Source organism: Micromonospora sp. NPDC049047, assembly GCF_040649135.1.
GTDB lineage: Bacteria > Actinomycetota > Actinomycetes > Mycobacteriales > Micromonosporaceae > Micromonospora.
This window is the reverse complement of sequence record NZ_JBEZEY010000003.1, coordinates 268,903-294,666: the sequence shown is the minus strand read 5'-3', so window position 1 is coordinate 294,666 and position 25,764 is coordinate 268,903. Positions and strand designations below refer to the sequence as shown.

The window sequence follows — 25,764 nt, the reverse complement described above, 5'->3', positions numbered from 1 at the left end:
GATGCCGGCGTCCCGATGGCTCAGTGCGCCGCAGTCTCGCGCTGCTCGACCTCGGTGAGCGCGGCGAGCAGCGTCTGCACCTCCTGCGCACCGGCGACCGCGTACTTCCCGGCCAGCACGAACATCGGCACGCTGGTGACGCCGAGGTCCCGAGCGGTGGCCAGTTGGGCTTCGACGTCGGCGACGCGCTCGTCGGAGTCGAGGAATCGTCGTGCGTCGGCCGCGTCCAGACCGATGTCACCGGCCAGCGCGGCCAGCGCCTCCCGGGAGCCGACATCGACGCCCCGGTTGAAGTGCGCCTGGTAGAGCGCCTCCACCATCTCGGCCGCCCGCCCGTGGTCGGTGGCGTAGGAGACCAGCCGGTGCGCGTCGAACGTGTTCGCGATCACCGCGCGGTCGTAGTCCAGCCGTAGACCGTCACCCGCCGCGACCTGGGTCACGTGATCGACCATCTGCCGGGCGCGCTCCGGACCACCGAACTTGCCGGCGAGCGCCTCCACCAGCGGAAGAGGCTCGGGCACCGGCGACGGGTCGAGCTGGAACGGCCGGTAGCGGACCGTCACCTCACCGTCGTAGCTGGCGAGGGCCTCGTCCAGGCGGCGCTTGCCGATGTAGCACCACGGGCAGATGACGTCCGCGTAGATCTCGATCTCCATGATCGGTGGCAACCTCGTGGTCAGCCGAGTTGTTCCCGCACCTGACGCTTGAGCCGGCCCAGGATCGCCGTGCCGCCGCGGATCCGTAGCGGGCTGATCGCCTGGGCCAGGCCCATCCGCTGATAGAGGTCGTCCGGTACGGCAAGCACCTGCTCCGGGCTCGCGCCCGCCAGCCCTTCGGCGAGGATGCCGGCGAACGCCCGGGTGGTCGGCGCCTCCGGCGGGCAGTCGAAGACCGTCGCCACGGTGCCCTCCGCTGTCACCTTGGCACGCAGGAAGAACGACGTCTGACACTCGGGCACCTGTTCCATGCCCTCGCGTTCGACGGCACCCTGCGGCAGCACCGGGATGACGTCCGCGTACTCCAGGAGCATCTCCAGCACCAGGTCGCGCGGCGCGGCGGCGAACTCGTCGACGATCTCGGCCAATCGGGCCGGCATGTCAGCCATGCGTCGAGGCTACCGCCGTCGGGCGGAGCGCCTCCCGCAAGCCGACCGGTGCCGGCCCGACCTGCCTCAGACGGTGGGCGACTGCTCGCTGATCTCGCTCAACGCGCTGGTGGGGTCGAGCTGCATGGCCAGGTCGCCGAGCGAGACGATCCCGACCAGCTTGCGATCGCTGTCACAGACCAGCACCCGGCGGATCCCCCGGTCCCGCATCAGCGTCGCCGCCTCGCCCGCCGTGCAGTGCTGCTCGATCATGACCACCTCGCGGGTGACGATCGAGCCGATGGTGGTGGCCGCGGGGGAGCTGTTCTCCGCCACGGCCCGCACCACGATGTCCCGGTCGGTGAGCATGCCGGCCAGACTGGCGCCGTCGGTGACCACCACGTCGCCGATGTCCGCCTCCTTCATCACCCTGGCCGCCTCGTCCAGGGTGGTCTCCGCCGGCAGGTACACCACCTGCTTGGTCATCACGTCACTGACCCGGTAACCGGTCATGAGAGCCTCCGAAGACGTTTACACCCGATCCAACTGCACTACCCGTTGACGCGGCAGCTACACCAGGTTCTCGCGTTCCGCGCGCACCTCGTGGACGAGCCGGTCCACCAGCCCTGCCAACGGCGGCTCGGTGCGCCCGTCGCCGGCCCGCTCGCGCAGTTCGACGTACCCGTCGACGAGTCGGCGGCCGACCACGACGGTGCGGGGGATGCCGATCAGCTCAGCGTCGGTGAACTTCACCCCGGCCGAGACGTGCGTGCGGTCGTCGACAAGCACCCGCAGGCCGGCGGCGGCGAGCCGTCCGCCGAGCTCCAGCGCCGCGTCGAGCTGCGGACCCTTGCCCGCCACCACCAGGTGTACGTCGCACGGCGCGACCGCCGCCGGCCAGACCAGCCCCCGGTCGTCGTGGTGCTGCTCGGCGATGGCCGCGACCGCCCGGGAGATGCCGATGCCGTAGCAACCCATTGTGGGCCGGACCGGTTTGCCGGCCGGTCCGAGCACGTCGACAGCGAACGCGTCGGTGTACCGGCGACCGAGCTGGAAGATGTGCCCGATCTCGATGCCCCGCCGGATGGTCAGCTCGCCGTCGCCACAGTCGGGACAGGGATCGCCGGCGCGTACCTCGGCGGCCTCGATAGTGCCGTCGGGCGTGAAGTCCCGCCCGCAGACCACGTCGGTCGCATGCCGCCCCGGCTCGTTCGCCCCGGTCAGCCAGGCCGAGCCGGACACCACCCGCGGATCGACAAGGTAGCGGATGCCCAGCTTGTCGAGCACCTGCGGGCCGAGGTACCCGCGGACCAGCTCCGGATGCGCGGCCCACTCGTCGAAGACGGCCACCTGGGCCGGTTCCAGCGCGGCGCCCAGCCGCTTCAGGTCGACCTCCCGGTCACCGGGCAGCCCGATCACCAGCAACTCGGCCCGCTCGGCACCCGGTTGACGAGCGGTCAACACGACGTTCTTCAACGTGTCCGCGGCGGTCCAGCCGTCCCGGCCGCCCAGCCTGCGGGCGTTGGCCAGCTCCACCAGGCCGGCGATGGTCGGGGTCTCCGGGGTGTCGTACACCTCGGCGGCCGGCGGCGCGGCCGGATCGCTCGCGGCGGGTGCCCGGGTGACCACCGCCTCGGTGTTCGCCGCGTAGTCGCAGGCGGTACAGCCGACGAAGGTGTCCTCACCGACCGGTGTCGAGGCCAGGAACTCCTCCGACGCCGAGCCGCCCATGGCACCGGACATCGCGTGCACCACCGTGTACTCCAGGCCCAGCCGGTCGAAGATCCGCTGGTACGCCGCCCGGTGCCGGGCGTAGGCGTCCCGCAACCCCGCGTCGTCCAGGTCGAACGAGTACGCGTCCTTCATCAGGAACTCCCGGCCGCGCAGCACCCCGGCGCGGGGGCGCGCCTCGTCGCGGAACTTCGTCTGCACCTGGAACAGCGTCACCGGGAAGTCCCGGTACGAGGTGAACACGTCCTTGACCAGCAGCGCCGCCACCTCCTCGTGGGTGGGCGCCAACAGGTGCTCCACGCCGCGCCGGTCGGCGAGGGTGAAGAGGAGGTCGCCGTACTCCGTCCACCGGCCGCTCGTCCGGTACGGCTCGGCGGGCAGCAATGCCGGGAAGTGCACCTCCTGGTCGCCGATCGCGAACAACTCGCCACGCACCACGTCGGTGATCCGGTCCAGCACCAGCTTGCCCAGCGGCAGCCAGGTGTAGCCGCCCGGCGCGGCGCGACGGATGTAACCGGCGCGCAGGAGAAGCCGGTGGCTCGGCACCTCCGCGTCGGCCGGGTCCTCGCGCAGGGTCCGGAGCAGCAGGGTCGACATGCGCAGCAGCATGCGCGCAGCGTAGAGCCGTGCGGACCGGCCGAGCGACCCAATTCGTCAGTGGCGTCGCCGGACCCGCCGGGTCACCGCGCGCTGGGCAGTCGGCCCTCACAGCGGACGTCGGGATCGGTAACCGGCCGGCGCGGCATCATCCAGTCGAGCGCGGTCTCCTCCACCGGCCAACCACGCACCGACACGAGGCTGTAGGGCACGGCCGTCACCTGTGGACAGAGGACCTGCGACTCGACCCAACCGTTCGGCAGGAACCGCACGGTGGCCGCCCGGTCCAGCACGATCGTCGACGTGTCGGTGACCGCGATGAGCGCGCCGAGCACCACCTCCGGTCCGGCGTCGTCGTCCGGTGTCGGACCGGAGGTGGTGCCCGGGTCCAGCGCGCCGTCGCCCGGCGTGGCTGTGGCGGCCGGGGTGGTCCTGGTTGGCTCCGTCGGCACCACCTCGATCGCGACGGTGGGCAACAGCGGCACCCGGAGGAACACCGCGCCCATCACCACCGGGAGCACCGCGGCGACGGTGAACGCCAGGCCGTGGGTGAGCGCCGGGGCGATCCAACCGGGTATCGGGCCGGTGAGCAGCACGGTGGCGGCGGGTGGCACCGCCAGCAGTGCGGCGGTGGCCAACTCGCGATCCTGGTACGCCGTCCAGATCGCCGGCCCCAGCACGCTGTACGCCAGCACCGCCGCCGCGAGGGGCAGCGCCACACTCACCAGCAGGACCCGGGTCGGCTGGTCCGGGTGCAGGTAGCGGGTGCGCAACGCGAGCAGCCAGAGGGCGAGCATCAGCAGCGACGGCAGGAAGCGGAGCTGCCAGGTGAGCGCCCCCAGCGCGACCGCGGCGCTGATCACCCAGCCCGGGGTACGTGCCGTCCCGGAGGCAAGTAGTGACCGTTCCGGGTCGAACCGGTCAGGAGCACTGAGCCGCAGCAGCCGACCGAGCACCCCGAAGGTGAGTACGACGACGGGGAACGCCCACACCAGGGCGATCAGCAGAGCGCTGAGCAGGCCGAGCGGGCTGACGTACTGCACAAGCAGCAGCATCGTGGACATGTCCTGTTGGCTGAGCTGCCACAGTCGCAGCACCAGGAGCAGGACCGGAAAGGCGGGAAGGAGGGTCAGCAGCCACTGTTGCGCCTGCCGCGCCCCCGCCATCCGGCGCGGGCGGCGAAGCTCACCGGAGCTGGTGACGAACCGGGGTGCGCCGGGGGCGGTAGCGCGATCCTCTCCCACGGCCACTGTCGCACCTCCACCTTCCTCGCGTCGGGTTGCTGCTGTTCCGCGACCGGCTGCGGGAGGTTGTACTTCTGCTGCCAACGGAGGTTGGCGTTGTACGCGTTCTCCCAGGTCGAGTTCTCCTCGTCCTTGGCCGACTCGTAGAGCGCCAGGTCGACCAGGTCGAGCAGGGCCTGGTTGGGGCCGACGTTGACACCCCACCGCTCCTGCGGCGACGAGCCGATGTCCCAGTGCTGCAACGGCTTCGCGTTCTTGAGGGTCACCGGGAAGCGTTGACCGTCGTCGCCCGGCTGGTCGGCCGTGACGAAGCCGGCCAGGATCGCCGCGTCGGTGGTGACGGCCTGCACCTTGCCGTCGTACAGCTCCTGGATGCACTCGCTGATCCGGTTGCGGCCCACCGGCGTGGCGCCGGCCTCGCCGAGGCGCTGGATGGACGTCGAGGTGGTCAGCGAGCAGACCGTCAGCCCGCGCAGATCCTCCAGGCTGCTCACCGGCCCCTTGAAGCTCTTCAGGGTGACCACCGACTGCTCGGTGTGCAGGTACGCGGCGGAGAAGACGGCGCCCTCCTCCCGGCGCTTGTCGTTGATGCTGTACGACGCGATGACCAGGTCGACGATGACGAACCCGTCGTTGTCCCGGGCCTGTCGACGGGCCCGGTCCTCGCTCTCGATCGGCACGAAGCGCACCTGGGAGTGGTCGAAGCCGAGATAGCCCGCGATCATGTAGGCGATGTCGACGTCGAAGCCCTTCCAGACGTTGTTCCCGAGGCGCTGCGAAATGCCCGGCTGGTCGTCCTTCACCCCGATGACGAGCTGCTGCTTGCCCTTGAGGCCGGCCTTCTCCAGCAACTCGTCACGGGTCGGCGGCCCCATCGCGAGGACGATCGGCACCAGGGCGGCGGCCAGGACGGCCAGCGCGACGACGAGCCCGACGAGGCGGATCTGGCGGGTCCGTGCGGTGCGTGGTGAGGGGGTCGCCGCCGGGGTCGGTCCCGGAGGGCTCGGCTCGCTTGCCTGGCTCAACTAGGCCCTCCCCGCCGCTCGGACCGGTGATCGGCCCCCATTGTGGGGCCTGGGCGCGAGCCACGGCAGTGCGCCATCAGCCGGATTGGCGACAGTAGCGTCTGACCGATCTCTGATCCAGTGACCGGATGATCCGGTGGCCCCATGACCTCCGCCACGTCGCCCTGTCGGGGCACTACCCGCAATGCCTCCGGTGACAGACTGGTCGCCGCAGGCAACGAGTGGGTGTGAGGGGGCGCGGGTGCGCTGGCGCAGTTTTGTCGCGGTCGGGGACAGTTTCACCGAAGGCATGGATGACGCGTACCCGGACGGCACCTACCGGGGCTGGGCGGACCTGGTGGCGACCCGGCTCGCCGCCGAGGCGGGGCCCGACTTCGGGTACGCCAACCTGGCCATCCGGGGGCGACTCTTCCCGAGCGTGGTGTCCGAGCAGGTGCCGTCGGCGGTGGCGATGAAGCCGGACCTGATCAGTTTCGCGGCCGGCGGCAACGACGTGCTGCGCCGCACCTTCGACCCGGACACGCTGGTGTCCCGCTTCGACGAGGTGGTCCGGCAGCTACGTTCGGGCGGTGCGGACGTGCTGCTCTTCCGGTTCGCCGACGTGATGGCCCGGCTGCCCGGTCAGCGCCTCGTCGCCCCCCGGGTGCAGTTGCTCAACCAGGCCGTCGGCGAGACCGCCGAGCGGCACGGCGCCATCATGGTCGACCTGTACGCCGACGACACCTTCCTCAACCCGATGTTGTGGAGTACCGACCGGTTGCACCTCTCCCCGGCCGGCCACCGGCGGGTCGCCGGGCAGGTGTTGAACGCGCTCGGGGTCGGTTGCGACGAGGAGTGGCTGATGGTCCCGCCGCACCCGGCGCCGTCGCCGTGGTTGGCCGCCCGGGCCGCCGACGTGCGGTGGGCCGGTCGGCACCTCGCGCCCTGGCTGAAGCGCCGGCTGACCGGCCGGTCGTCAGGTGACCGGGTGACGGCGAAGCGCCCGTCGCTCGGGCCGATCGTCGACTGACAGTGCGCACACTGCACACCGCGCCACTGCTGCGGCGCAACGCCGGCGATGCGCCGCAGCCCGATCACGCGGTGCTGGTGACCGGTGACCGCATCGAGGCCATCGGTCCGCTTGCCGAGTTGAGTACGACGTACCCGGGTGTCCGGGTCCGCCACTGGCCCGGCATTCTGGGGCCGGGCCTGCTGCACGACGGCCCGTTGCCGGCGGCGCCCACCCCGCGCGAGCGGGTGCACGCGGTGCTGCGGACCGGGGTGACGGCGGTGCTCGTGGAGCACCTGACCGACCCGGCGGTACGGGTCGCCGTCGACAGGGGTGAGCTGCTCGTGCTGCCCGCCGCGCTGCCGCCCACGCTCCATCCGGGTGCGCGGGCCGACCTCGCGGTGCACACCGCCGACGAGGTCTGCCTGGTGACGGTGGTCGCCGGTCGGATCGCGCACCGCCGCGCCTGAGAGCGCCGCACGTGCGCTGAGTCGCACTCCGATGGTCGTTCGGCGGACCGGATCACGGCGTAGTTTGGGGATCATGTCAGTGCCGAATGATCCTGATCCCCGCCTTCAGTCGTACGCGGACCCGCAACGGCTTGTCACCACCGAGTGGCTGGCCGAGCACCTGGGCGACGAGGGCCTCGTGGTTGTCGAGTCCGACGAGGACGTGCTGCTCTACGAATCGGGTCACATTCCCGGTGCGGTGAAGGTCGACTGGCACCTGGAGCTGAACGACCAGGTGACCCGTGACTACCTGGATGCCGAGCGGTTCGCCGAGTTGTGCGCCGCGAAGGGCATCGGCCGGGGTGACACCGTCGTCTTCTACGGCGACAACTTCAACTGGTGGGCCGCGTACGCCCTCTGGGTGTTCTCGCTCTTCGGCCACGCCGACGTGCGGCTGCTCGACGGCGGTCGGCAGAAGTGGATCGCCGAGGGCCGCGAGGTGACCCGCGACAAGCCGGCTCGCCCGCGTGCCGACTACCCGGTGCCGCTGCGCGACGACGCGCCGCTGCGCGCCTACCGTGAGCAGGTCATGGCGCACATCGCCGCCGGCCGCCCGCTGGTCGACGTCCGGTCGCCGGGTGAGTACACCGGCGAGACGCTGCACATGCCGGACTACCCGCAGGAGGGCGCGCTGCGGGGCGGGCACATCCCCGGTGCGGTGAGCAAGCCGTGGAAGTCCGCAGCGAACGAGGACGGCACGTTCAAGTCCGCCGACGAACTGAAGGCGATCTACGCCGACCAGCTCGGGCTGAGCCCCGACGACGACGTGATCGCGTACTGCCGGATCGGTGAGCGGTCCAGCCACACCTGGTTCGTGCTGCGGCACCTGCTGGGCTACCCGCAGGTGCGCAACTACGACGGTTCGTGGACCGAGTGGGGCAACCTGGTCCGGGCCCCTGTGGTCAAGGGTGACCAGCCCGGCGGCCTCGCCTCCTGACGTGGTGCGGCCGTCCCCGCGCGATTGCCCCGATCGCGCGGGGACGGCTGTCAGTTGGCGAGTGCGATCACCCCGCGCAGGTCGCGGATGATGCCGGTGACCTCGCCGGTCTCCGGGTTCCAGCGGGCCAGGGCGGCCGGTTCCAGCCGGAGCAGCACGGCACCCCTGTCGTCCCAGCCCAGCACCTCGCAGCAGCCCTTGGCGCGCTCCCGACCCAGGTCGAGCAGGTGGGACACCGCACCGGTCCGCGCGTCCAGCACCGCTGTCCCCTCGGCGCCGTCGATCTCACCGCTGGTGATCCAGGCCGCGCTGGCCAGCCGCTCGCCGTGCAGCCAGCCCCGGCCGTAGAACTCGTTGATCTGGTACGGCGGGGGCAGTCGGTCGCCCGTGATCCGCTGTTCGGAACGGATCGTCGCCTCGCGTGCGGTGCGGCTGCGCAGTGTCAGGTCGTCCCGGTCGCCGATCAGCTCGACAAGCGCCGCCTCGCTGCTGCCCGCCGGATCGGGTGCGGCAAGCACCCAGGCCGACACGTCGATCCGGCTCGCCGTCCCGGTGACCCGGTCCACCGCGTACGTCCGGTCCTCGCCCCCGACAAGCACCCGGTCGTGCGCCCAGACAACGAGCTCCAGATAGCCGTCGAGGGGAATCCGGCGTACCCCCGCGGTGGTGAGGTCGACAATTACCAACTCCTTGGTCTGCGCGAACGCCGCCGACCGGCCGTCCGGCGACAGCACGCCCGGCTTCACGGCGGGCGCCTCGTTGCCGCTCGCGTCCCGGGTGGGTGCCAGCGTCAGCACGTCGAGGCTGCGTACCACGCCGTCGTCGCCGAGCACCCGAACCGGGCCGATCGCCAGATTTCCCTCGTCCGTGGGCTGGAACAGCGCAAGCGCCCGCTGGACCGGCCGCGCGGAGAGCGGCACCGTTGCCGGGCCGCCGAGCCGGGCGAGCGGATCGGGTGGGAAGGTCAGCTCGGCCGGGGGGCGCTGCACGGGACCGGTGTTCGTGGGGACCACCGTCGGGGTCGGCGCCACCGAGTGGTTCGGCGGTGGGTCGGGCGGTCGCAGGGCCAGCACCGTGCCACCGCCGACGAGAGCCACGGTCAGGGCGACCACGCCGACGGCCCGTCGGGTACGCCGCTTGCGCCGAGCCCGGTCCCAGGCGGCCGCTGCCGGCTGGCTCGGCAGGACGTCCTCGACGCTTGTCGTCAGCAGCTGGCGTAGGTCCTGCTCGTTCACGGGTTCACCTCCAGGCCGGCGGTCAGATCGGCCGAGCCCTGCCGCGGCTGGGCGTCCCGGGCGAGGTCCGGGGCGACCTCGCGGAGGCGGCGTAGCGCCGCATGACACTGGCTCTTCACGGTGCCGACGGTCACCCCGAGGGCCTCGGCGGTGGCCACCTCGGTCAGATCCTCGTAGTAGCGCAACACCAGGACGGCCCGCTGCCGGGGCGGCAGCAGGCTCAGTGCGTCGTGCAGCGTCAGCCGCAGCGCGCCGTCCCGGTCGTGAATCACCCGGTCCGGTGGGGCGGCGCTCAGCCATTCCCGCCGTCGTCGACGCCACCACGACACCGCGTCCCGGTAGAGGATGGTCCGCACGTACGCGGAGGGGTCGCCGTCCCGGACGGAATTCCAGCGCAGTGCCAGCTTGAGCAGGGCGTCCTGGAGCAGATCCTCGGCCTGGTGCTTGTTGCCGCAGATCAGATAGGCCGCCCGGAGCAGCCGGTGCTGGTGGCTCTCCACGAAGGCGAGGTAGCCGTCGCGGCCGTCGCCTCCCGTCGGTGCCATCCGCCCTCCTCCCGGCAGTCGCGTTGCGCGTCACCTGGCAAACGCACGGGGAGGCGTAAAAGGTTGGGTCAGTCTTCCGGCACCCCGGTCAGGTAGCGCTGCAGCGTCGGTGCGATCCAGGGGACCAACTCCTCCGCTGGTGTGTCCACAACGGGTGGCAGGCGGACGATGTAGCGGGTGAACGCCAGGCCGAGGATCTGACTGGCCACCAGACCGGCCCGGCGGGCCGTCGTCGCCGGGTCGGTGCCGACGGCGGCCACCGCGGCGGCGAGTTGATCGACGAAGATGCCGCGCATGCGTTCGGCGGCTCCCGGATTCGTGCTCGCGGCCCGGAGCAGCGCCACAAGCGTCTCGTCGCCCTCCCAGCGGGCGAGGAAGTGCCGGATCAGCATCTCGCCGAGGCGCGCGGGCGGCACCCCGGTCAGGTCGGGCAGGCGGAGGTCGAACTCGGCGGCCGCCGCGAAGAGCCCCTCCTTGCTGCCGTAGTAGCGCATGACCATCGACGGGTCGATCTGGGCGTCGGCGGCGATGGCCCGGATCGTGGCGCGCTCGTATCCGTCCGCCGCGAAGCGTTCCCGGGCGGCTCGCAGGATGGTCGCCCGGGTGGCGTCGGAGCGCCGGGGGTGGCGCGATTCGGCGGACGCGGTCATGTCGACGACCGTATGCCAACACCTGTTGACACACAATCAGCAGCGACCTAGCGTTGCCAACAGGTGTTTGCCAACAATTGTTGGCAACGTTGTTGCGGAGGTGGCCATGCTGCCGTTGAGCACCGATGTGCTGGTGGTGGGAGCTGGCCCCACCGGTCTCGCCGCCGCGCTGACGTTGGCCCGCCGCGGGATCGACGTGACAGTGCTCGACCAACTGGCAGTACCGCCGACGACCTCCCGTGCGGCGGTAGTGCACGCGTACACCCTGGAGGTGCTGGACCGAATCGGCGCCGCCGCGCCGCTCGTCGCCCAGGGGGTGCGGTCGCCGCGCTTCACCGTCCGCGACCGGGACCGGGTGTTGCTGACGGTGCCGTTCCACGAGTTGCCGTCCCGCTTCCCCTACGCGCTGCTGGTCTCGCAGTCGGTCACCGAGGCGGTCCTCAGCACCCAGCTCGCCGCCCTCGGCGTCCAGGTACGACGGCCGTACCGGCTGACCGGCCTGACCCCGACCGGTGACGGGGTGCTCGCGCAGTTGGACGGGGCCGCGCTGCGCGCCCGGTACGTGGTCGGTGCGGACGGCCTGCACAGCACCGTCCGGCAGGCGGCCGGCATCGTGTTCACCGGCCCTCGCGACGAGGAGTCCTTCGTGCTCGCCGACGTGCGGGTGGACAGCGTCCTGCCCGTCGACGAGGTGGCGCTCTTCCTCGCCCGGTCCGGCCCGCTGATCTGGGCGCCGCTGCCGGACGGAGTGGTCCGACTGGTGGCGGCGGTGGCGGCGGCTCCGTCGGATCCCGATGCGGCGTTTCTCCAGACGCTGCTCGACGAGCGCGGCCCGGCGCGACGACCCGACCGGGTGACCGAGGTGCTCTGGGGCTCGCGGTTCCGGGTGCATCACCTGATCGCCGACACCTTCCGGGCCGGGCCGGTGCTGCTGGCCGGGGATGCCGGGCACGTGCACAGTCCGGCCGGTGGTCAGGGCATGAACCTCGGCATCTGCGACGCGGTGGCCCTCGGCACCGCGGTGGCGGACGTGCTCGACGGCGGCCCGGAATCGCTTCTCGACGACTACAGCACCGGGCAGCGGCCGATGGCCGAGGACGTGCTCAGTTTCGCCGCCGGGCTGACCCGTCTGGCGACCGTCTCGCCGGCTCGCCGACCTGCCCGGGACGTGCTGATCCGGCTGCTGGGTGCCCTGCCGCCCGCCCGCCGGAGGGTCGCGCTACGGCTGTCCGGGCTGTCCCACCGGACGTCGACGCCCAGCTAGGGGCTCAGCACGGCAGGCGTCGCCGACCGCAGTGTCCGCCACGCGGTGAGGGTGACAAGCGCGAACGTTACAGCTGCCGCGCCCGCCACCGGCACCGTGCCGTACGCCCCGGCGGCCAGGCCGGCGAGCACCGCCCCGGCCGGTGCGGTGAGCAGACCTACCATCCGCTGGGCCGCACCGACCCGACCGAGCAGGCCGGCCGGCACGTGCTGCTGCCCGTACGACGCGGACAGGCTGTTCCACACCACTGACCCGGCGGCGAAGACGGCCAACGCGAGGCCGCCCGGCACCGGATGGCGAGCCAGCGCGAACCCGGTGAGCGCCACGGTCTGCGCGGCGAGCACGGCGCGCAGCGCCGGCAGGGTGCCGACCCGGGCGGCGAGCCGACCCGCGCCGAGCGCTCCCGCCACACCGCCGACGATGGCGGCGGCGGCGAACAGCCCGTACCCAGCGGGCGGCACCCGCAGCACGTCGAGCGCGTAGAGCACCAGCACCGCCATGATCCCGCTGATCGCCAGGTTGCAGGCGGCGGCGAGCACAGTGACCCGCCACAGTGTCCGGTGGCCGCGTAACCAGCGCACCCCCTCGGCGATCTCACCGCGCACCGAACCGCGCCGTGCGTTCGGGCTCGGCACCGGCCCCGGTGCCAGTGCCAGTACGAGCAGGGCGGCGGCGGCGAAGGTGACGGCGTCGAGAGCGAACGGCAGGGCCGGGGCGACGGCGAAGAGGACACCGGCGGCGGGTGCGCCGAGGAAACCGCCGGCCACCGCGGACCCGGCCTGAAGCCGGCCGTTCGCCCGGGGCAGCGCATCCGCGGGCACCAAGGCCGGAAGCAGGGCGAACGAGGCGGAGTCGAAGAGCGAGCCGAGCGCGGCGAGGAGGAACGCGGCGAGCAGCAGCACCGCCACGTCGACCCGGTCGAGGGCGACCGCCACGGCCAGCGCCGCCACCACCGCGGCGCGTACGCCGTCGACCAGGGCCATCGTCCGACGGCGGTCCCAGCGGTCCGCGTACACGCCGCCGAGCAGGCCGAAGAGCAGTGGCGGCAGCTGACCGGCGACGGTGACCGCGGCGATGATCCGGGGGTCGCGGGTCACCGTCGCGGCCAGCAGGGCGAGCGCCGGCGTACGCAGCGCGTCGCCGAGTCTGGACGAGACGGCGGCGGACCAGAGCAGCCGGAAATCCCGGCCGAGAGCGGTGGAGGTCATCCGGCGACCGTGCGGGGTCAACCGGGTCGAGGGTCAAGCCGCTGTCCTCCACCGCAGGCAGTTCGCGGTCTAGGCTTGCCGGGTGACGGTGGAGCAGCAGGCACGGGGTGCGGCGGGTACGGGCCGGCGCAGGTCCCGCAAGGACGAGATTCTGGAGATCGCGGTCGGTCTGTTCGCCGCCCGTGGCTACCACGGTGTGTCGATGGATGACATCGGCGCGGCCGCCGGGGTCACCGGTCCGGCGCTCTACCACCACTTCGCCGGTAAGGAGGCGATGCTGGCTGCCGCGCTCATCCCGGTGAGCGAGGGTCTGCTGGCCGGCGGGCGGGAACGGGCGGCCGGGCACCCGGACGGTCCGCGCGAGGTGCTGGAGTCGCTGATCGATTTCCACGTCGAGTTCGCGCTTGCCAACCCGGCGGTGATCGCGTTGCACCTGCACGAGCTGGACCGCCTGCCGGAGGAGCCGCGGCGGCGCATCCGCCGTCTGCAACGGCTCTACGTGGAGGAGTGGGTGACAGTGCTCACCGCGCTGCACCCGGGCATGCCCGACGGTGAGGCGCGGGTGCTGGCGCACGCCGCGTTTGGCCTGATGAACTCGACCCCGTTCCTCGGTGGCGAGGTGGATCGGCGGCGTCGTGCCGAGCTGCTGCGCGGGGCGACCCTGGCCGCACTGCTCGCCTGAGCCGACTCGTCAGAAGCACGCCGGTCGTGATTCCCTGACATCGTCCCAACATCCGGACGCCGGGAGGAAACATGATCGAGTCACTGTTGGTCGCCAATCGGGGCGAGATCGCCCGCCGGATCATCCGGACCGCCAAGCGGCTCGGCATCCGCGCGATCGCTGTGTACTCGGAGGCCGACGCCGACCTGCCGTTTGTCGCCGAAGCCGACGAGGCGGTCCTCATCGGCCCGCCGGCCCCGGCGCAGAGCTACCGCAACACCGAGGCGATCCTCGCCGCCGCCAAATCGACAGGCGCGCAGGCCATCCACCCCGGGTACGGCTTCCTGTCGGAGAACGCCGAGTTCGCCCGTACCGTCGAGGCCAGCGGCCTGATCTGGGTCGGGCCCGGCGCGGACGCGATCTCCGCGATGGGCGACAAGATCAACGCTCGGAACCTGATGGCGGCGGCCGGCGTTCCGGTCGCGCCCGGCACCACCGATCCGGCCGCCGACCTGGGCGCGGCGGTGACGGCCGCCGCCGAGATCGGCTACCCGGTGATGGTCAAGGCCGCGGCCGGTGGCGGCGGTATGGGCATGGGCGTCGCCGTCGACGAGGCCGCGCTGCGCACCGAGTACGACAAGGTGCGCGCGTTCGCCGAGCGGATGTTCGGTGACGGTTCGGTGTTGATCGAGCGGTTCTTCCCCCGGGTACGGCACGTCGAGGTGCAGATCCTCGGCCTGGCCGACGGCCGGGTGGTGGCGCTCGGCGAGCGGGAGTGCTCGGTGCAGCGGCGCAACCAGAAGCTGGTCGAGGAGTCCCCGTCACCGGCGGTCTCACCCGAGCTGCGGTCCCGGCTCCTGGCCGCGGCGGTGCGGGCCGGCGAGGCGGTCGGCTACCGCAACGCGGGCACCGTGGAGTGCCTGTTCGACCCGGCCTCCGGCGAGTTCTTCTTCCTGGAGATGAACACGCGGCTGCAGGTGGAGCACCCGGTGACCGAGTACGTCTACGGCATCGACCTGGTCGAGGAGCAGTTGCGGGTGGCGTCCGGGCTGGCCCCGACGTTCGACCCGGACGCGCTCGCGCCGCGCGGGCACGCCATCGAACTGCGGATCAACGCCGAGGACCCGAAGCGTTTCCTGCCCGGCCCGGGCAAGGTCACGACCTGGGTGGAGCCCGCGGGCGAGGGCGTCCGGGTGGACTCCGGCTACACCGAGGGCAACACCGTGACGCCGTTCTACGACAGCCTGCTGGCCAAGCTGATCGTCAGCGGCGACACCCGCGAAGAGGCGATCGCCCGCGCTCGGGACGCGGTCGCCGGCTTCCAGATAGTCGGCCCGAAGAACAACCTGCCCTTCTTCGCCGAGTTGCTGGAGAACGACGAGTTCCTCTCCGGCGTGTACGACACCGCGATCGTCTCCCGCATGCGCTGAGTCCCGGGCGGTCGCACACCGCCGGTCGTGCGCCGCGCTGCCCTCGCGGCGGCGCGGCGGCACTGGCATCCGCGCCCTTTGCTCTGCTTACCTGGACGCAACAGTGGACGTCCGGATACCGGACGATCGGTGTTGCGTCAGTTGAAGCAGTGCAAAGGACGGGCAGGGCACCCGACCCCCCGTCCCGATCCGACGTCACAGCGAGGTGACCGATGAGCCAGTTGCCAGATTCCGTCTCGATCCGTGAGGTCGGCCCCCGGGACGGGTTGCAGAACGAGGACCCGATCCCGACCGACGCCAAGGTGCGGCTGCTCGACGCGCTCTCCGCCACCGGCGTACGCCGGATCGAGGCTGTCTCGTTCGTGCACCCGAAGGCGATCCCGCAGATGGCCGACGCGGACGAGGTGTGGCGGCGGTCGGTGCGGGCCGACGGGGTGCGCTACTCGGCGCTGGTGCCGAACACCCGGGGCGCCCAGCGTGCCCTGGCGGCCGGCTTCACCGAGATCGAGGTGGTGGTCTCGGCCAGCGACACGCACAACCGGCGCAACGTCAACAGGTCCACCGACGAGTCACTTGACGACATCGCCGAGCTGATCGACCTGCTGCACGGCGCCTCCGCGCAGGTCGAGGTGATCATCGCGACCAGCTTCGGCTGCCCGTACGAGGGGGACATCGACCCGCGGCGGGTGGCCGGCATCGTGGACCGGGTGGTCCGCGACGGCGCGGACCGGGTCGCGTTCGGCGACACCACCGGAATGGGGACCCCACGCCGGGTCCGCGAGCTGGTGACCGCGGTCCGCGACCGCAACGCGCACGTGCCGGTACTGCTGCACTTCCACAACACCCGGGGTACGGCGCTGGCCAACCTGTTGACCGCGCTGGAGCTGGGGGTCACCGAGTTCGACGCCAGCGTCGGCGGTCTGGGTGGTTGCCCGTACGCGCCGGGGGCCAGCGGCAACCTGGCCACCGAGGAGGCCGTGCACATGCTGCACGACATGGGCATCGACACCGGCGTCGACCTGGCGGCGCTGATCGAGGTGGCGGAACTGGCCGAGGAGTTGCTCGGTAAGAAGCTGCCGTCCGGGGTGCTGCGCGCGGGCCCACGCACCCGGCTGACGCCGCTGCCGAGCTGAGGACGCGACGAAGGGGCCGGCGCGCGCGCCGGCCCCTTCCACGTGCCAGTTCGGTCAGCTCGCCGGGGTGAGCACGCTCGGCCAGCTGTCGCGGAAGACGTCCGCGCTACGGTCGGTGGCGCTGAACGTGCCGGCGAAGAGGCTGCTCACCCGGTTCGCCTCGGTGGTGCTCGGGTACGGGTTGGTGCAGCTGGTGCCGGCGCTGCCGCCGGACATCAGGATCGCGCAGTTGCCGTTGTAGTTGTCCGGCAGGCCGAGGATGTGCCCGATCTCGTGGGTCATGATCCGCAGCGGGCTGTACTGCGCCGCCTGCTGGGTGTCGATGTAGACCCGGCCGTTGCCGAGGCTGGTCCGCACGGCGTACGAGCCGCCGCCGGTGATCTGGTAGATCCGCAGGTTGGAGCCGCAGTTGGCGGAGAGCGTCAGGTTCGTGGTGGCGTTGTTCCAGATCGAGGCGGCCTGGCTGGCGGTGCCGGCGTAGCTGCCTGCCTGGCTGGTGTTGTAGCAGATGGTCATCGCGGCGGACGCGGGCGCGGGGTTGGCGACCGTGACGCCGAGGGTGGCACCTGCGGTTGCCACCAGGGCGACCGCGAGCCGACTGAGTCGTGAGGTCATCGCTGACTCCAATCCGGGAGGAGGGGGTGTCAGGAGCCTAGCGACAAGCATTCATGTTTTTCAATGTATTGCTCTGAGGTGCCACCGTCTGATTCGCTCATGGGTCGCGGGCGGTGGCGTCGATACGCTAGCCTAACGATCGTTCAGGTCAGCCTGGTGAGGGAGTCGGCGTGACGCTCGACGGTGAGGCACTGGAGCAGCTGCGCAAGCGGGCCCGGTCCGGCGGTGCGGACAAGTACCACGCGGCCAACGCGGCGAAGGGCAAGCTCTTCGCCCGCGAGCGGGTCGCCCTCCTGGTCGACGAGGGATCGTTCGTCGAGGACGGCCTCTACGCCAACGCGCTGGCCGACGGGCTGCCCGCCGACGGTGTGGTCACCGGCACCGCCACCATCGACGGCCGGCAGGTCTGCCTGATGGCAAACGACTCCACGGTCAAGGCCGGCAGTTGGGGCGCCCGCACCGTCGAGAAGATCATCCGCATCATCGAGCGCGCCTACGGCGCCGGTGTGCCGATGGTCTACCTGGTCGACTCGGCCGGTGCGCGGATCACCGACCAGGTCGACCTCTTCCCCGGCCGACGCGGCGCCGGCAAGATCTTCTGGAACCAGGTCCGCGCCTCCGGCTCGATCCCGCAGGTGTGCGCGCTGTTCGGCCCGAGCGCCGCCGGTGGGGCGTACATTCCGGCGTTCTGCGACGTGGTCGCCATGGTCGACGGCAACGCCAGCATGTACCTCGGCTCCGACCGGATGGTCGAGATGGTCACCGGGGAGAAGACCACCCTGGAGGCGATGGGCGGAGCCAAGGTGCACACCACCGAGTCCGGGGTGGGGCACTTCCTCTGCAAGACCGAGGCCGACGCGCTGGACGTGGTCAAGACCTACCTGTCGTACCTGCCGGCGAACTGGACCCAGGCGCCGCCGGCCGCGCCGGCGGTCGCCGCGCCCGCGAAGGCCGACCTGGCCGCGTTGGTGCCGGCGAGCGAACGGCAGGCGTTCGACATGCGGCGGTACGTCAAGGGCCTGCTCGACGAGGGTTCGTTCTTCGAGATCCAGGCACTCTGGGCCAAGGAGCTGACAATCGGCTTCGGCCGCCTCGACGGCCAGGTCGTCGGGGTCCTGGGCAACAACTCGATGTTCAAGGGCGGCGTGCTCTTCGTCGACTCGGCCGACAAGGCGACCCGGTTCGTGCAGCTCTGCGACGCGTTCAACGTGCCGCTGCTGTTCCTCAGCGACGTACCCGGTTTCATGGTCGGTAGCGCGGTGGAGAAGCAGGGCATCATCCGGCACGGCGCCAAGATGATCACCGCGATCTCCGAGGCGACAGTCCCGAAGATCTGTGTGGTGGTCCGCAAGGCGTACGGCGCGGGTCTCTACGCGATGGCCGGCCCCGGCTTCGAGCCGGACGCCACGATCGCGCTGCCCAGCGCGAAGATCGCGGTCATGGGTGCCGAGGCCGCCGTGAACGCGGTCTACGCCAACAAGATCGTCGCCATCGAGGACGAGGCCGAGCGGGCTGCCTTCGTGGCCGCCAAGCGCGCCGAGTACGAGCAGGACATCGACGTCGTCCGGCTGGCCAGCGAACTGGTGGTGGACGCCATCGTCGAACCGCACGACCTGCGTACCGAGCTGGTCCGTCGCTTCGCGGCAGCCCGTACGAAGGATCGGCACTTCTCCCGTCGCCGGCACGGCGTCACCCCGGTCTGACCCTCGACCCACCCCGCACAGCGACCCGTCCCGGCGTCACGAGCGCCCGGCGGACCGTCCTTACAGGAGGATGAGATGGACTTCCGGCTCACCGACGAACAAGCGGCGCTGCGGGAGAGCGTGCGGGACTTCGCGCGCCAGGTGGTCGCCCCGGTCATCGCCGAGCACTACGAGCAGCACACCTTCCCGTACGAGGTGATCCGCCAGATGGGCAAGATGGGCCTGTTCGGCCTGCCCTTCGGCGAGGAGCACGGCGGCATGGGCGGCGACTACTTCGCGCTCTGCCTGGCCCTGGAAGAGTTGGCCCGGGTCGACTCCAGCGTGGCGATCACGTTGGAGGCGGCGGTCTCCCTGGGCGCGATGCCGATCTACCGCTTCGGCACCGAGGAGCAGAAGGCCACCTGGCTGCCGAAGCTGCTCAGTGGCGAGGCGCTGGCGGGCTTCGGTCTCACCGAGCCGGGCACCGGCTCGGACGCCGCAGGCACACAGACCCGGGCGGTGCTCGACGGCGACGAGTGGGTGATCAACGGATCCAAGGCGTTCATCACCAACTCGGGGACCGACATCACCGCCATGGTCACCGTCACGGCGGTGACCGGCACGAACCCGGACGGCTCCAAGGAGCTGTCGACGATCATCGTGCCCACCGGCACGCCCGGATTCACGGTGGCCCCCGGTTACTCCAAGGTGGGGTGGACCGCCTCGGACACCCATGAGCTGACGTTCGACGACTGCCGGGTGCCGGCGGCCAACCTGCTCGGCGAGCGGGGCCGGGGCTTCGCCCAGTTCCTGCGGATCCTCGACGAGGGTCGGATCGCCATCGCCGCACTGGCGGTCGGCCTCGCCCAGGGCTGCGTCGACGAGTCGATCAAGTACGCGAAGGAGCGACACGCCTTCGGTAAGCCGATCGGCGCCAACCAGGCCATCCAGTTCAAGATCGCCGACATGGAGTTGAAGGCGCACACCGCTCGACTGGCCTACTACGACGCCGCCGCCCGGATGCTGGCCGGCGAGCCGTTCAAGCGCCAGGCCGCCATCGCCAAGCTGCACGCCAGCACGATCGCTGTGGACAACGCCCGGGAGGCCACCCAGATCCACGGTGGCTACGGCTTCATGAACGAGTACCCGGTGGCCCGCTTCTGGCGGGACTCCAAGATCCTGGAGATCGGCGAAGGCACCAGCGAGGTGCAACGCATGATCATCGCCCGCGAGCTGGGTCTCTGAAGGTCCGCCGGGTGGGCCCACCGGTCGGCCCGGCAGGGCTGACCGTAGGGCTGTCGGATTATCGGCGAACCGGCGTCGGCAGCCCGACGTTCGGCTGCCGACGGTCGTAGTCCATCCGTACTCTTCGTGGCCATGACTCCGGATCATGATCGGTCACGGAGCCCGGCTGGTCGTACCTCCCTGCCGGAGCTGCTCCGTGAACATCGACGCGCCGCCGGCCTGACCCAGGCCGAGCTTGCGTCGCGGGCCGGGGTGGGTGTGCGGACCGTGCGTGACCTGGAGCGCGGCCGGTCGGTCCGGCCGCAACGCACCACCGTCGAGTTGCTCGCCACGGCATTGGCGCTGACCGGCACCGGCCGGGCGGCGTTCCTGGCCGCCGCCCGCGGCCTCTCCAGCGCCGACTCCCGGCCGGACACCACCCCCACGGCGCTCGGGACCGGTGGCGGGGCCTCGCCGGCAGCCACCGACCCGCCGGCCACCCTCCCGCCGCCGGTGGCGCTCGTCGGCCGGGACCGCGACCTTGCCGAGCTGGCCGAGATACTGACGACGGAGCGCGGGCCACGGCTGGTGAGCCTGGTCGGGTTGGCCGGGGTCGGCAAGACCGCGCTGGCGACGGCGGTGGCACATCTGGTGGCCGTCGCGCACCCGGGCGGTGTGGCCGGAATGTTTGTCGCCGAGGGCTCGGACGGACCGGACGTGTTCGCCGTGTCGACGGCAGTGCTTGGCGCGGCCCGGCTGCCCGAACTCGTGGCCCGGCTCGCCGGCCGGCCGGCGCTGCTGGTGATGGACGCGGTGGAGCACGCGCCGGGACCGGTGGCCACCACGCTGCACCGGCTGATCGGTGCCGTGCCCTCGTTGCGGGTGCTTGTCACCGGGCGGCATCCGGTCGGACTGCCCGGCGAGCGGGTCTGGCCTGTCGCACCGCTCGACGTGCCGCCACCGGGCGCCGAACGCGCCGGAGCGGCCACCCTCGAATCGTGGCCGGCGGTCGCGTTGTTCACCTCCCGGCTGGCCCAGGTCCGCCGGGAGCCACCCACTCCCGACGAGCTGCCCGCGCTTGTCGCGCTGGTCCGCCGGCTGGGCGGGCTACCGCTGGCCATCGAGCTGATGGCCGCCCGGGGCCGACTGCTCGACCTCAACGAGCTGCTTGACCGGTACGGCGACCGCGTACTCGATCTCGCCACTCCCGCGGATCCGGCGGCCCACCCCGGCTGGGACACCCCGGGCCCGCGTACCCGTCATGCCAGCGAGTCGTACCCCGGCTCGACGGCGGCGGTGTCGGTCACCCTGCGCGACGCGGTGGCGACCAGCTACCTGCTGCTGGCACCTGACGAGCGGGCCGCGCTGCGGCAGCTCGCCGTGTTCGGCGACCGCTGGTCGGTGGAGTTGGCCGAGGAGATGCTCGGCGACCAGGCCGACCGGGACGGCACGGTGGCGATCGACCCCGTGCCACTGCTGGACCGGCTCGTCGAGCTGGGGTTGCTGAGCGTACGCGGCACCGGGCCGTTCCGGTTCCGGCTGCTCGACGCGGTCCGCGACTACGCCGCCGAGCAGGCGGCCGGGGCGGGTGAGCTGACCTGCATCCGGCGCCGGCACGCCGAGGTGATCGCGCGCCTGGTGGCCCGGACCGCGAGCCACCTGGTCGGCCCCCGGCTGCCCGCCGCGATGCACCGGCTCGACGAGATGAGCAGTGACATCAGCTCGTCGCTGGCCCACGCGGCCACTGACGACCCGCTCACCGCGCTGCGGCTGGCGGCGTGCCTGACCCGCTGGTGGCGGCTCCGCGGGCGCGACGTCTCCGGGCGACAGTGGCTGCGGCGGCTACTGGCGGACCCGCGGACCGCCGACGCTGATCCGATCCTGCGGGGCTGGGCCGCGCTCGGGGTTGCCCGGCTCGCGGCCGAGCACGGTGCGGGTGCCGAGGAGTTGGCGACGGCGCGTGCGGCGTTGGACATCTTCCGGCAGGCCGGCGACGTCACCGGGGAGCTTGAGGCGCGAAACCTTCTCGGCACCCTGCTGATCTCCGTCGGTGGGCAGGACGAGGCTCGCGAGCAGGCGGAGACGGCGCTGCGGTTGGCCGCCCGTAACGGACGTACCCGGGATCTGGCGGTGGCCCAGCACAGTCTCGCCTGGCACGAGATCCGGACCGGCGACCTGGCCGCCGCCCGCCGCCGGATCGCTGCTGTCGATAGGCTCGCCGCCGAGAGTGGGGAGCAGCGCCTTCGGGTGCTGGCCTGGGCTGATCGAGCCGAGGTCGCCCGCCTGGAGGGCTGGTACGCGGACGCCGTGGACCAGGGCCGGCGGGCGCTCGTGGCGTTGTCCGAGCTTGGTGATCCGAGACGGCGCCGGCGGGTGCTCGGACAGATCGGGTTGGCGCTCGCCCAGGACGGACGCGCCGAGGAAGCGACAGAGGTGCTCACCGAGCTGCGCACGGGAGCCGCTGAGGCGGCCGAACAGACGCCGGCTCACCGGGCCGTGGTACCGAGGCAACGCTCGGCGGACGCGGCGTGGTCCGGTGGCGGACCGGAGGCGGGGCTCGCCGCGTTGATCGAAGGGAACCTGGCGCTGCACCAGGGTGACCGGGAATTGGCCGCCGAGTGGTTCGCCGCCGCTGCCGACGCCAAGGGTCAGGAGCGTCGAGACGTGGTGGAGGCGCTTGTGGGACTTGCCGCGAGCACCGGCGACCCGGTGGCCCTGGAGCGGCTCGAACGGGCCTGCCAGGAGAGCGGCATCCAGCTGCTGCCGCAGGAGTCGGGGCTGCTCTATGCGCTGACGGCTGCCCGGAGCGGGCCGGAAGCGCCCTAGCTGGGCGGGGAGTGGCGCGGACGAATAGCCCCCTTGGTGCTACCCCTCGCTGTCCGCCCGCGCCGTCACCCCCCGGTGGTTCCCGGTACAGAAAGCCTGCCACCGCCATAGGGGCGTAAAGTCAGATTGGCCGGGATTGTCCGGCTTCGTCGACAAGTTCTGCCGGTCTTTCTGCCGGTGGCAACCACATCACGCCGACTGCTCAGGGCCCGGTGTCGGCGGCCTCCTGCTCGGGGCTGACGTCGTCGCTGCCGGCGGTGGCGCACGGATGCGCGGCGTCGCGTACCCGGCGCAGCCCGTCGAGCAGGGCCGTCAGCGCCTCCGGGTCGAGTTGGCCGGTGAACCATTGCTCGATCATCTGGAGATGCCCGGGTAGCGTCTCATTGAGCCGCTGCATCCCGGCGGCGGTGACCACCGCGTACGAGCTGCGTCTGTCGTTCGGGCAGGCTCGCCGGGTGAGCAACCCGTCGCGCTCCATCCGGTCCACCACCCGGGTCACACCGCTCGTCGACAACGAGGTCTGCGCGGCGAGGTCGGTCATGCGTAGTTGGTTGCCCGGCGAGCGGGCCAGTCGGGTGATGACCTCGAACTCGACCGCGGAGAGGCCATGCTCCTCGAGTTGGGCGTTGAACCGGGCGGACAGCCCGGCGTGTGCCTCGAAGAGCAGGCCGACGGCGGTGATCCGGGGATCGTCGAAGACGTTGGTCACTCGTTAATCCTAGCAGTACTTGACACGAGGAATATTGTTACGGTTACATTTGCTTCAGCAGTCGTTGGGCTACTAAACAATCCCCCTGGAGGACAGCAGCATGACCAGCAGCATCGATGCGGTTACCCGCGACTGGGACGGCCTCACCATTCCGGCGGCTGGCACCTACGCCCTCGACGTGGCGCACAAGCGGGTGGGCTTCGTGGCCCGGCACATGATGGTGAGCAAGGTTCGCGGTGAGTTCAAGGAGGCGACCGCCACCATCACCATCGCCGAGGACCCGCTGCAGTCGTCGGTCGTCGCGACCATCCAGGCGGCCAGCATCGACACCACCCAGACCGACCGGGACGCGCACCTGCGTAGCCCCGAGTTCCTCGACTCCGAGAAGTTCCCGACGCTCGAGTTCCGCAGCACCGGGGTCAAGTCCCGTCGTGGCAGCGAGTTCGTGCTCAACGGTGAGCTGACCATCAAGGACGTCACCCGGCCTGTCGAGTTGGAGGTGGAGTTCGAGGGTGTCGGCCGCAGCCCGTTCGGTCAGGACATCTTCGGTTTCTCCGCGAGCACCGAGATCGACCGCGAGGAGTTCGGCCTGACCTGGAACGTCGCCCTGGAGACCGGGGGCGTGCTGGTCAGCCGCAAGATCAAGATCGAGATCGAGGGCGAGGCCGTCCGCCAGGCCTGATCTGCCCCGCATCGCCGGTCCACCGGGCCCACGCCGCACCTCGGCGTGGGCCCGGTGGCGTCTCCACCGCCGACGCCGCAGTCGTGGTATTTGTCACCAGCGGCTCGCGCCGCCATCGCGTCCGGTCGGTAGACGAACGGGGTACAGATGGCGCCACGAGTGCGCCCGCTCCGGTCGATGTCGGATCACCGCCGTCGGCCTCTGGCCCGGGTCAGGTGGGCGCTCTTACCGTGGAGGGTTCACAATGCGCTTTCCGGGACGGAAGAATCCCGACCGCGCCGGCTGTCGGGAGGACACATGGGCAGGGACGTCTCGCAGGGCGCCTTCACCCGGGATGATCGCGTCCGCTACCGGCAGAAGGTGCGACGGTGCCTTGATGTCTTCGCCCTCATGTTGGACGACTTCGGGTTCGACGCCGATCGGCCGATGACCGGCCTGGAGATCGAGCTCAACCTGGTCGACTCGGCGGCCGAGCCGGCGATGCGCAACGAAGAGATCCTCGCCGACATCGCCGACCCGCTGTTCCAGACCGAACTGGGGCAGTTCAACCTGGAACTCAACGCCGAACCCCGGCTGATCGAGGGCACCGGCTTCGCCGACTACGAGCACGACCTGCGCGGCAGCCTCTCCAGGGCCGACGAACGCGCGGCCAAGTCCGACGCGAAGATCGTCCTGGTCGGCATCCTGCCCACTCTCACCGAGGGGCACCTAATCGAGGACAACCTCTCCACGAACGAGCGCTACCGGGTGCTCAACGACCAGATCGTCGGCGCCCGCGGCGAGGACATCGAGCTGGACATCCGGGGCGTCGAGCAGTTGCGGACGCACACCGACTCGATCGCCCCCGAGGCCGCCTGCACCAGCCTCCAGTTCCATCTCCAGGTCGCACCGGACAGCTTCGCCGACTACTGGAACGCCTCCCAGGCCATCGCCGGGGTGCAGGTGGCGGTCGGTGCGAACAGCCCCTTCCTGTACGGGCGCCAACTGTGGGCCGAAACCCGGATCGCGCTGTTCCAGCAGGCCACCGACACCCGTCCCGACGAGCTCAAGGCCCAGGGCGTACGGCCCCGGGTGTGGTTCGGCGAACGCTGGATCACCTCGATCTTCGATCTCTTCGAGGAGAACGTCAGGTATTTCCCGCCGCTGCTGCCGATCTGCGAGGACGAGGATCCGGTGGAGGTGCTGCATGCCGGCGGCGTGCCGCAGCTCGGGGAGTTGCGACTGCACAACGGCACTGTCTACCGGTGGAACCGCCCGGTCTACGACATCATGAACGGCCGGCCGCACCTGCGGGTGGAGAACCGCGTGCTGCCGGCCGGCCCGACGGTGGTGGACATGCTCGCCAACGCGGCCTTCTACTTCGGGCTGGCCCGGGGTCTGGCCGAGGCGGACCGCCCGATCTGGAGCCAACTCACCTTCAGCTCCGCCGAGGAGAACTTCCAGGCCGCCGCCCGACGTGGCCTCGACGCCGTGCTGCACTGGCCCGGGCTTGGTGACGTGCCGGTGACCAAGCTGGTGCTTGAGTGGCTGCTGCCCACCGCCGCGGCCGGCCTGGACGGCTTCGGGGTCGCCCCGGCGCAGCGGGACCGGCTGCTCGGCATCATCGAGCAACGCTGCCGCACCGGCCGCAACGGTGCCGTCTGGCAGACCGAGGCGGTGTGGGCGGCGGAACGCCGGCACGGCATGGACCGGTCCGCCGCGCTGCACCACATGGTGAAGCGCTACGCGGAACTCCAGCGCGCGAACGAACCCGTCCACACCTGGCCGGTCCCCTGACCCCACCGC

The 25,764-nt window shown here is 71.3% G+C and carries 24 protein-coding genes; 12 read left to right on the top strand and 12 right to left on the bottom strand.

Annotation, left to right across the window (positions count from 1 at the left end):
- Positions 1-20: 20 nt before the first annotated feature.
- From AB0B86_RS07005 to AB0B86_RS06980, 6 genes are all read right to left on the bottom strand, one after another.
- Positions 21-656: a DsbA family oxidoreductase gene (locus tag AB0B86_RS07005; protein ID WP_357410439.1), complete on the bottom strand. Its 636-nt coding sequence runs from the start codon at positions 654-656 to the stop codon at positions 21-23.
- 20 nt (positions 657-676) lie between these two features.
- Positions 677-1,105, bottom strand: a complete 429-nt coding sequence (locus AB0B86_RS07000; protein ID WP_357410437.1) for a SufE family protein — start codon at positions 1,103-1,105, stop codon at positions 677-679.
- Between the two features lie 66 nt (positions 1,106-1,171).
- Positions 1,172-1,597, bottom strand: a complete 426-nt coding sequence (locus tag AB0B86_RS06995; protein WP_357410435.1) for a CBS domain-containing protein — start codon at positions 1,595-1,597, stop codon at positions 1,172-1,174.
- Positions 1,598-1,654: 57 nt separating this feature from the next.
- Positions 1,655-3,424 (bottom strand): proline--tRNA ligase, encoded by a 1,770-nt coding sequence (locus AB0B86_RS06990; protein WP_357416517.1) that lies wholly within the window; start codon positions 3,422-3,424, stop codon positions 1,655-1,657.
- 71 nt (positions 3,425-3,495) lie between these two features.
- Entirely contained in the window at positions 3,496-4,656 is a 1,161-nt protein-coding gene (locus tag AB0B86_RS06985) for a hypothetical protein (protein ID WP_357410527.1), read from the bottom strand.
- Positions 4,542-5,681 carry a transporter substrate-binding domain-containing protein gene (locus AB0B86_RS06980; protein ID WP_357410431.1) on the bottom strand — a complete coding sequence of 380 codons (1,140 nt, stop codon included), beginning with the start codon at positions 5,679-5,681 and terminating at the stop codon, positions 4,542-4,544. Before AB0B86_RS06980 ends, AB0B86_RS06985 begins: the two co-directional genes overlap by 115 nt.
- Before the next feature lie 241 nt (positions 5,682-5,922).
- Here AB0B86_RS06980 and AB0B86_RS06975 point away from each other — a divergent pair, with 241 nt between their 5' ends.
- The 3 genes from AB0B86_RS06975 (at position 5,923) to AB0B86_RS06965 (ending at position 8,115) form a co-directional block, all read left to right on the top strand.
- Positions 5,923-6,690, top strand: coding sequence for an SGNH/GDSL hydrolase family protein (locus AB0B86_RS06975; RefSeq protein WP_357410429.1), 768 nt, complete (start codon positions 5,923-5,925; stop codon positions 6,688-6,690).
- 2 nt (positions 6,691-6,692) lie between these two features.
- Positions 6,693-7,139, top strand: coding sequence for a hypothetical protein (locus AB0B86_RS06970; RefSeq protein WP_357410427.1), 447 nt, complete (start codon positions 6,693-6,695; stop codon positions 7,137-7,139).
- Between the two features lie 73 nt (positions 7,140-7,212).
- A complete protein-coding gene (locus AB0B86_RS06965; RefSeq protein ID WP_357410425.1) occupies positions 7,213-8,115 on the top strand; it encodes a sulfurtransferase in 903 nt (300 codons plus the stop codon).
- A gap of 50 nt (positions 8,116-8,165) precedes the next feature.
- Here AB0B86_RS06965 and AB0B86_RS06960 read toward each other — a convergent pair whose 3' ends face one another.
- From AB0B86_RS06960 to AB0B86_RS06950, 3 genes are all read right to left on the bottom strand, one after another.
- Entirely contained in the window at positions 8,166-9,350 is a 1,185-nt protein-coding gene (locus AB0B86_RS06960) for a hypothetical protein (protein ID WP_357410423.1), read from the bottom strand.
- Positions 9,347-9,895 (bottom strand): SigE family RNA polymerase sigma factor, encoded by a 549-nt coding sequence (locus tag AB0B86_RS06955; RefSeq protein WP_357416512.1) that lies wholly within the window; start codon positions 9,893-9,895, stop codon positions 9,347-9,349. The genes AB0B86_RS06960 and AB0B86_RS06955 overlap by 4 nt, the downstream gene beginning before the upstream one ends.
- 68 nt (positions 9,896-9,963) lie before the next feature.
- Entirely contained in the window at positions 9,964-10,545 is a 582-nt protein-coding gene (locus tag AB0B86_RS06950) for a TetR family transcriptional regulator (protein ID WP_357410419.1), read from the bottom strand.
- 106 nt (positions 10,546-10,651) lie between these two features.
- On the opposite strand from AB0B86_RS06950, the gene AB0B86_RS06945 reads away from it, so the two are divergent.
- A complete protein-coding gene (locus AB0B86_RS06945) occupies positions 10,652-11,809 on the top strand; it encodes an FAD-dependent oxidoreductase (RefSeq protein ID WP_357416508.1) in 1,158 nt (385 codons plus the stop codon).
- Here the strand turns inward: AB0B86_RS06945 and AB0B86_RS06940 are convergent.
- Positions 11,806-13,017 (bottom strand): MFS transporter, encoded by a 1,212-nt coding sequence (locus tag AB0B86_RS06940; RefSeq protein WP_357410415.1) that lies wholly within the window; start codon positions 13,015-13,017, stop codon positions 11,806-11,808. The genes AB0B86_RS06945 and AB0B86_RS06940 overlap by 4 nt on opposite strands.
- 82 nt (positions 13,018-13,099) lie before the next feature.
- Between AB0B86_RS06940 and AB0B86_RS06935 the strand changes: the two genes are divergently transcribed.
- The 3 genes from AB0B86_RS06935 (at position 13,100) to AB0B86_RS06925 (ending at position 16,241) form a co-directional block, all read left to right on the top strand.
- Positions 13,100-13,699: a TetR/AcrR family transcriptional regulator gene (locus tag AB0B86_RS06935; protein ID WP_357410413.1), complete on the top strand. Its 600-nt coding sequence runs from the start codon at positions 13,100-13,102 to the stop codon at positions 13,697-13,699.
- A 71-nt stretch (positions 13,700-13,770) separates the two neighbouring features.
- Complete coding sequence (locus AB0B86_RS06930; RefSeq protein WP_357410411.1) at positions 13,771-15,108, top strand: biotin carboxylase N-terminal domain-containing protein; 1,338 nt, start codon at positions 13,771-13,773, stop codon at positions 15,106-15,108.
- A 221-nt stretch (positions 15,109-15,329) separates the two neighbouring features.
- The gene (locus AB0B86_RS06925) at positions 15,330-16,241 is read left to right on the top strand and encodes a hydroxymethylglutaryl-CoA lyase (protein ID WP_357410525.1); all 912 of its coding nucleotides are present in this window, start codon (positions 15,330-15,332) and stop codon (positions 16,239-16,241) included.
- Between the two features lie 54 nt (positions 16,242-16,295).
- On the opposite strand, the gene AB0B86_RS06920 is transcribed toward AB0B86_RS06925, so the two are convergent.
- Entirely contained in the window at positions 16,296-16,856 is a 561-nt protein-coding gene (locus tag AB0B86_RS06920; protein ID WP_357410409.1) for a snapalysin family zinc-dependent metalloprotease, read from the bottom strand.
- Positions 16,857-17,026: 170 nt separating this feature from the next.
- Here AB0B86_RS06920 and AB0B86_RS06915 point away from each other — a divergent pair, with 170 nt between their 5' ends.
- The 3 genes from AB0B86_RS06915 to AB0B86_RS06905 all read left to right on the top strand — a co-directional run bounded on the left by AB0B86_RS06915 (position 17,027) and on the right by AB0B86_RS06905 (position 22,588).
- Positions 17,027-18,559: an acyl-CoA carboxylase subunit beta gene (locus AB0B86_RS06915; RefSeq protein ID WP_357410408.1), complete on the top strand. Its 1,533-nt coding sequence runs from the start codon at positions 17,027-17,029 to the stop codon at positions 18,557-18,559.
- Positions 18,560-18,634: 75 nt separating this feature from the next.
- Positions 18,635-19,783, top strand: coding sequence for an acyl-CoA dehydrogenase family protein (locus AB0B86_RS06910; protein WP_357410405.1), 1,149 nt, complete (start codon positions 18,635-18,637; stop codon positions 19,781-19,783).
- A gap of 132 nt (positions 19,784-19,915) precedes the next feature.
- A complete protein-coding gene (locus tag AB0B86_RS06905) occupies positions 19,916-22,588 on the top strand; it encodes a helix-turn-helix domain-containing protein (RefSeq protein ID WP_357410403.1) in 2,673 nt (890 codons plus the stop codon).
- Positions 22,589-22,790: 202 nt separating this feature from the next.
- Here the strand turns inward: AB0B86_RS06905 and AB0B86_RS06900 are convergent, their stop codons facing one another.
- On the bottom strand, positions 22,791-23,297 hold the full coding sequence (locus AB0B86_RS06900) for a MarR family transcriptional regulator (protein WP_357410401.1): 507 nt from the start codon (positions 23,295-23,297) through the stop codon (positions 22,791-22,793).
- A 100-nt stretch (positions 23,298-23,397) separates the two neighbouring features.
- Here AB0B86_RS06900 and AB0B86_RS06895 point away from each other — a divergent pair, with 100 nt between their 5' ends.
- Both AB0B86_RS06895 and AB0B86_RS06890 read left to right on the top strand, forming a co-directional pair.
- Positions 23,398-23,979 carry a YceI family protein gene (locus tag AB0B86_RS06895; protein ID WP_357410399.1) on the top strand — a complete coding sequence of 194 codons (582 nt, stop codon included), beginning with the start codon at positions 23,398-23,400 and terminating at the stop codon, positions 23,977-23,979.
- A 297-nt stretch (positions 23,980-24,276) separates the two neighbouring features.
- Positions 24,277-25,755 (top strand): glutamate--cysteine ligase, encoded by a 1,479-nt coding sequence (locus tag AB0B86_RS06890; protein WP_357416498.1) that lies wholly within the window; start codon positions 24,277-24,279, stop codon positions 25,753-25,755.
- The last annotated feature ends 9 nt before the right edge of the window (positions 25,756-25,764 follow it).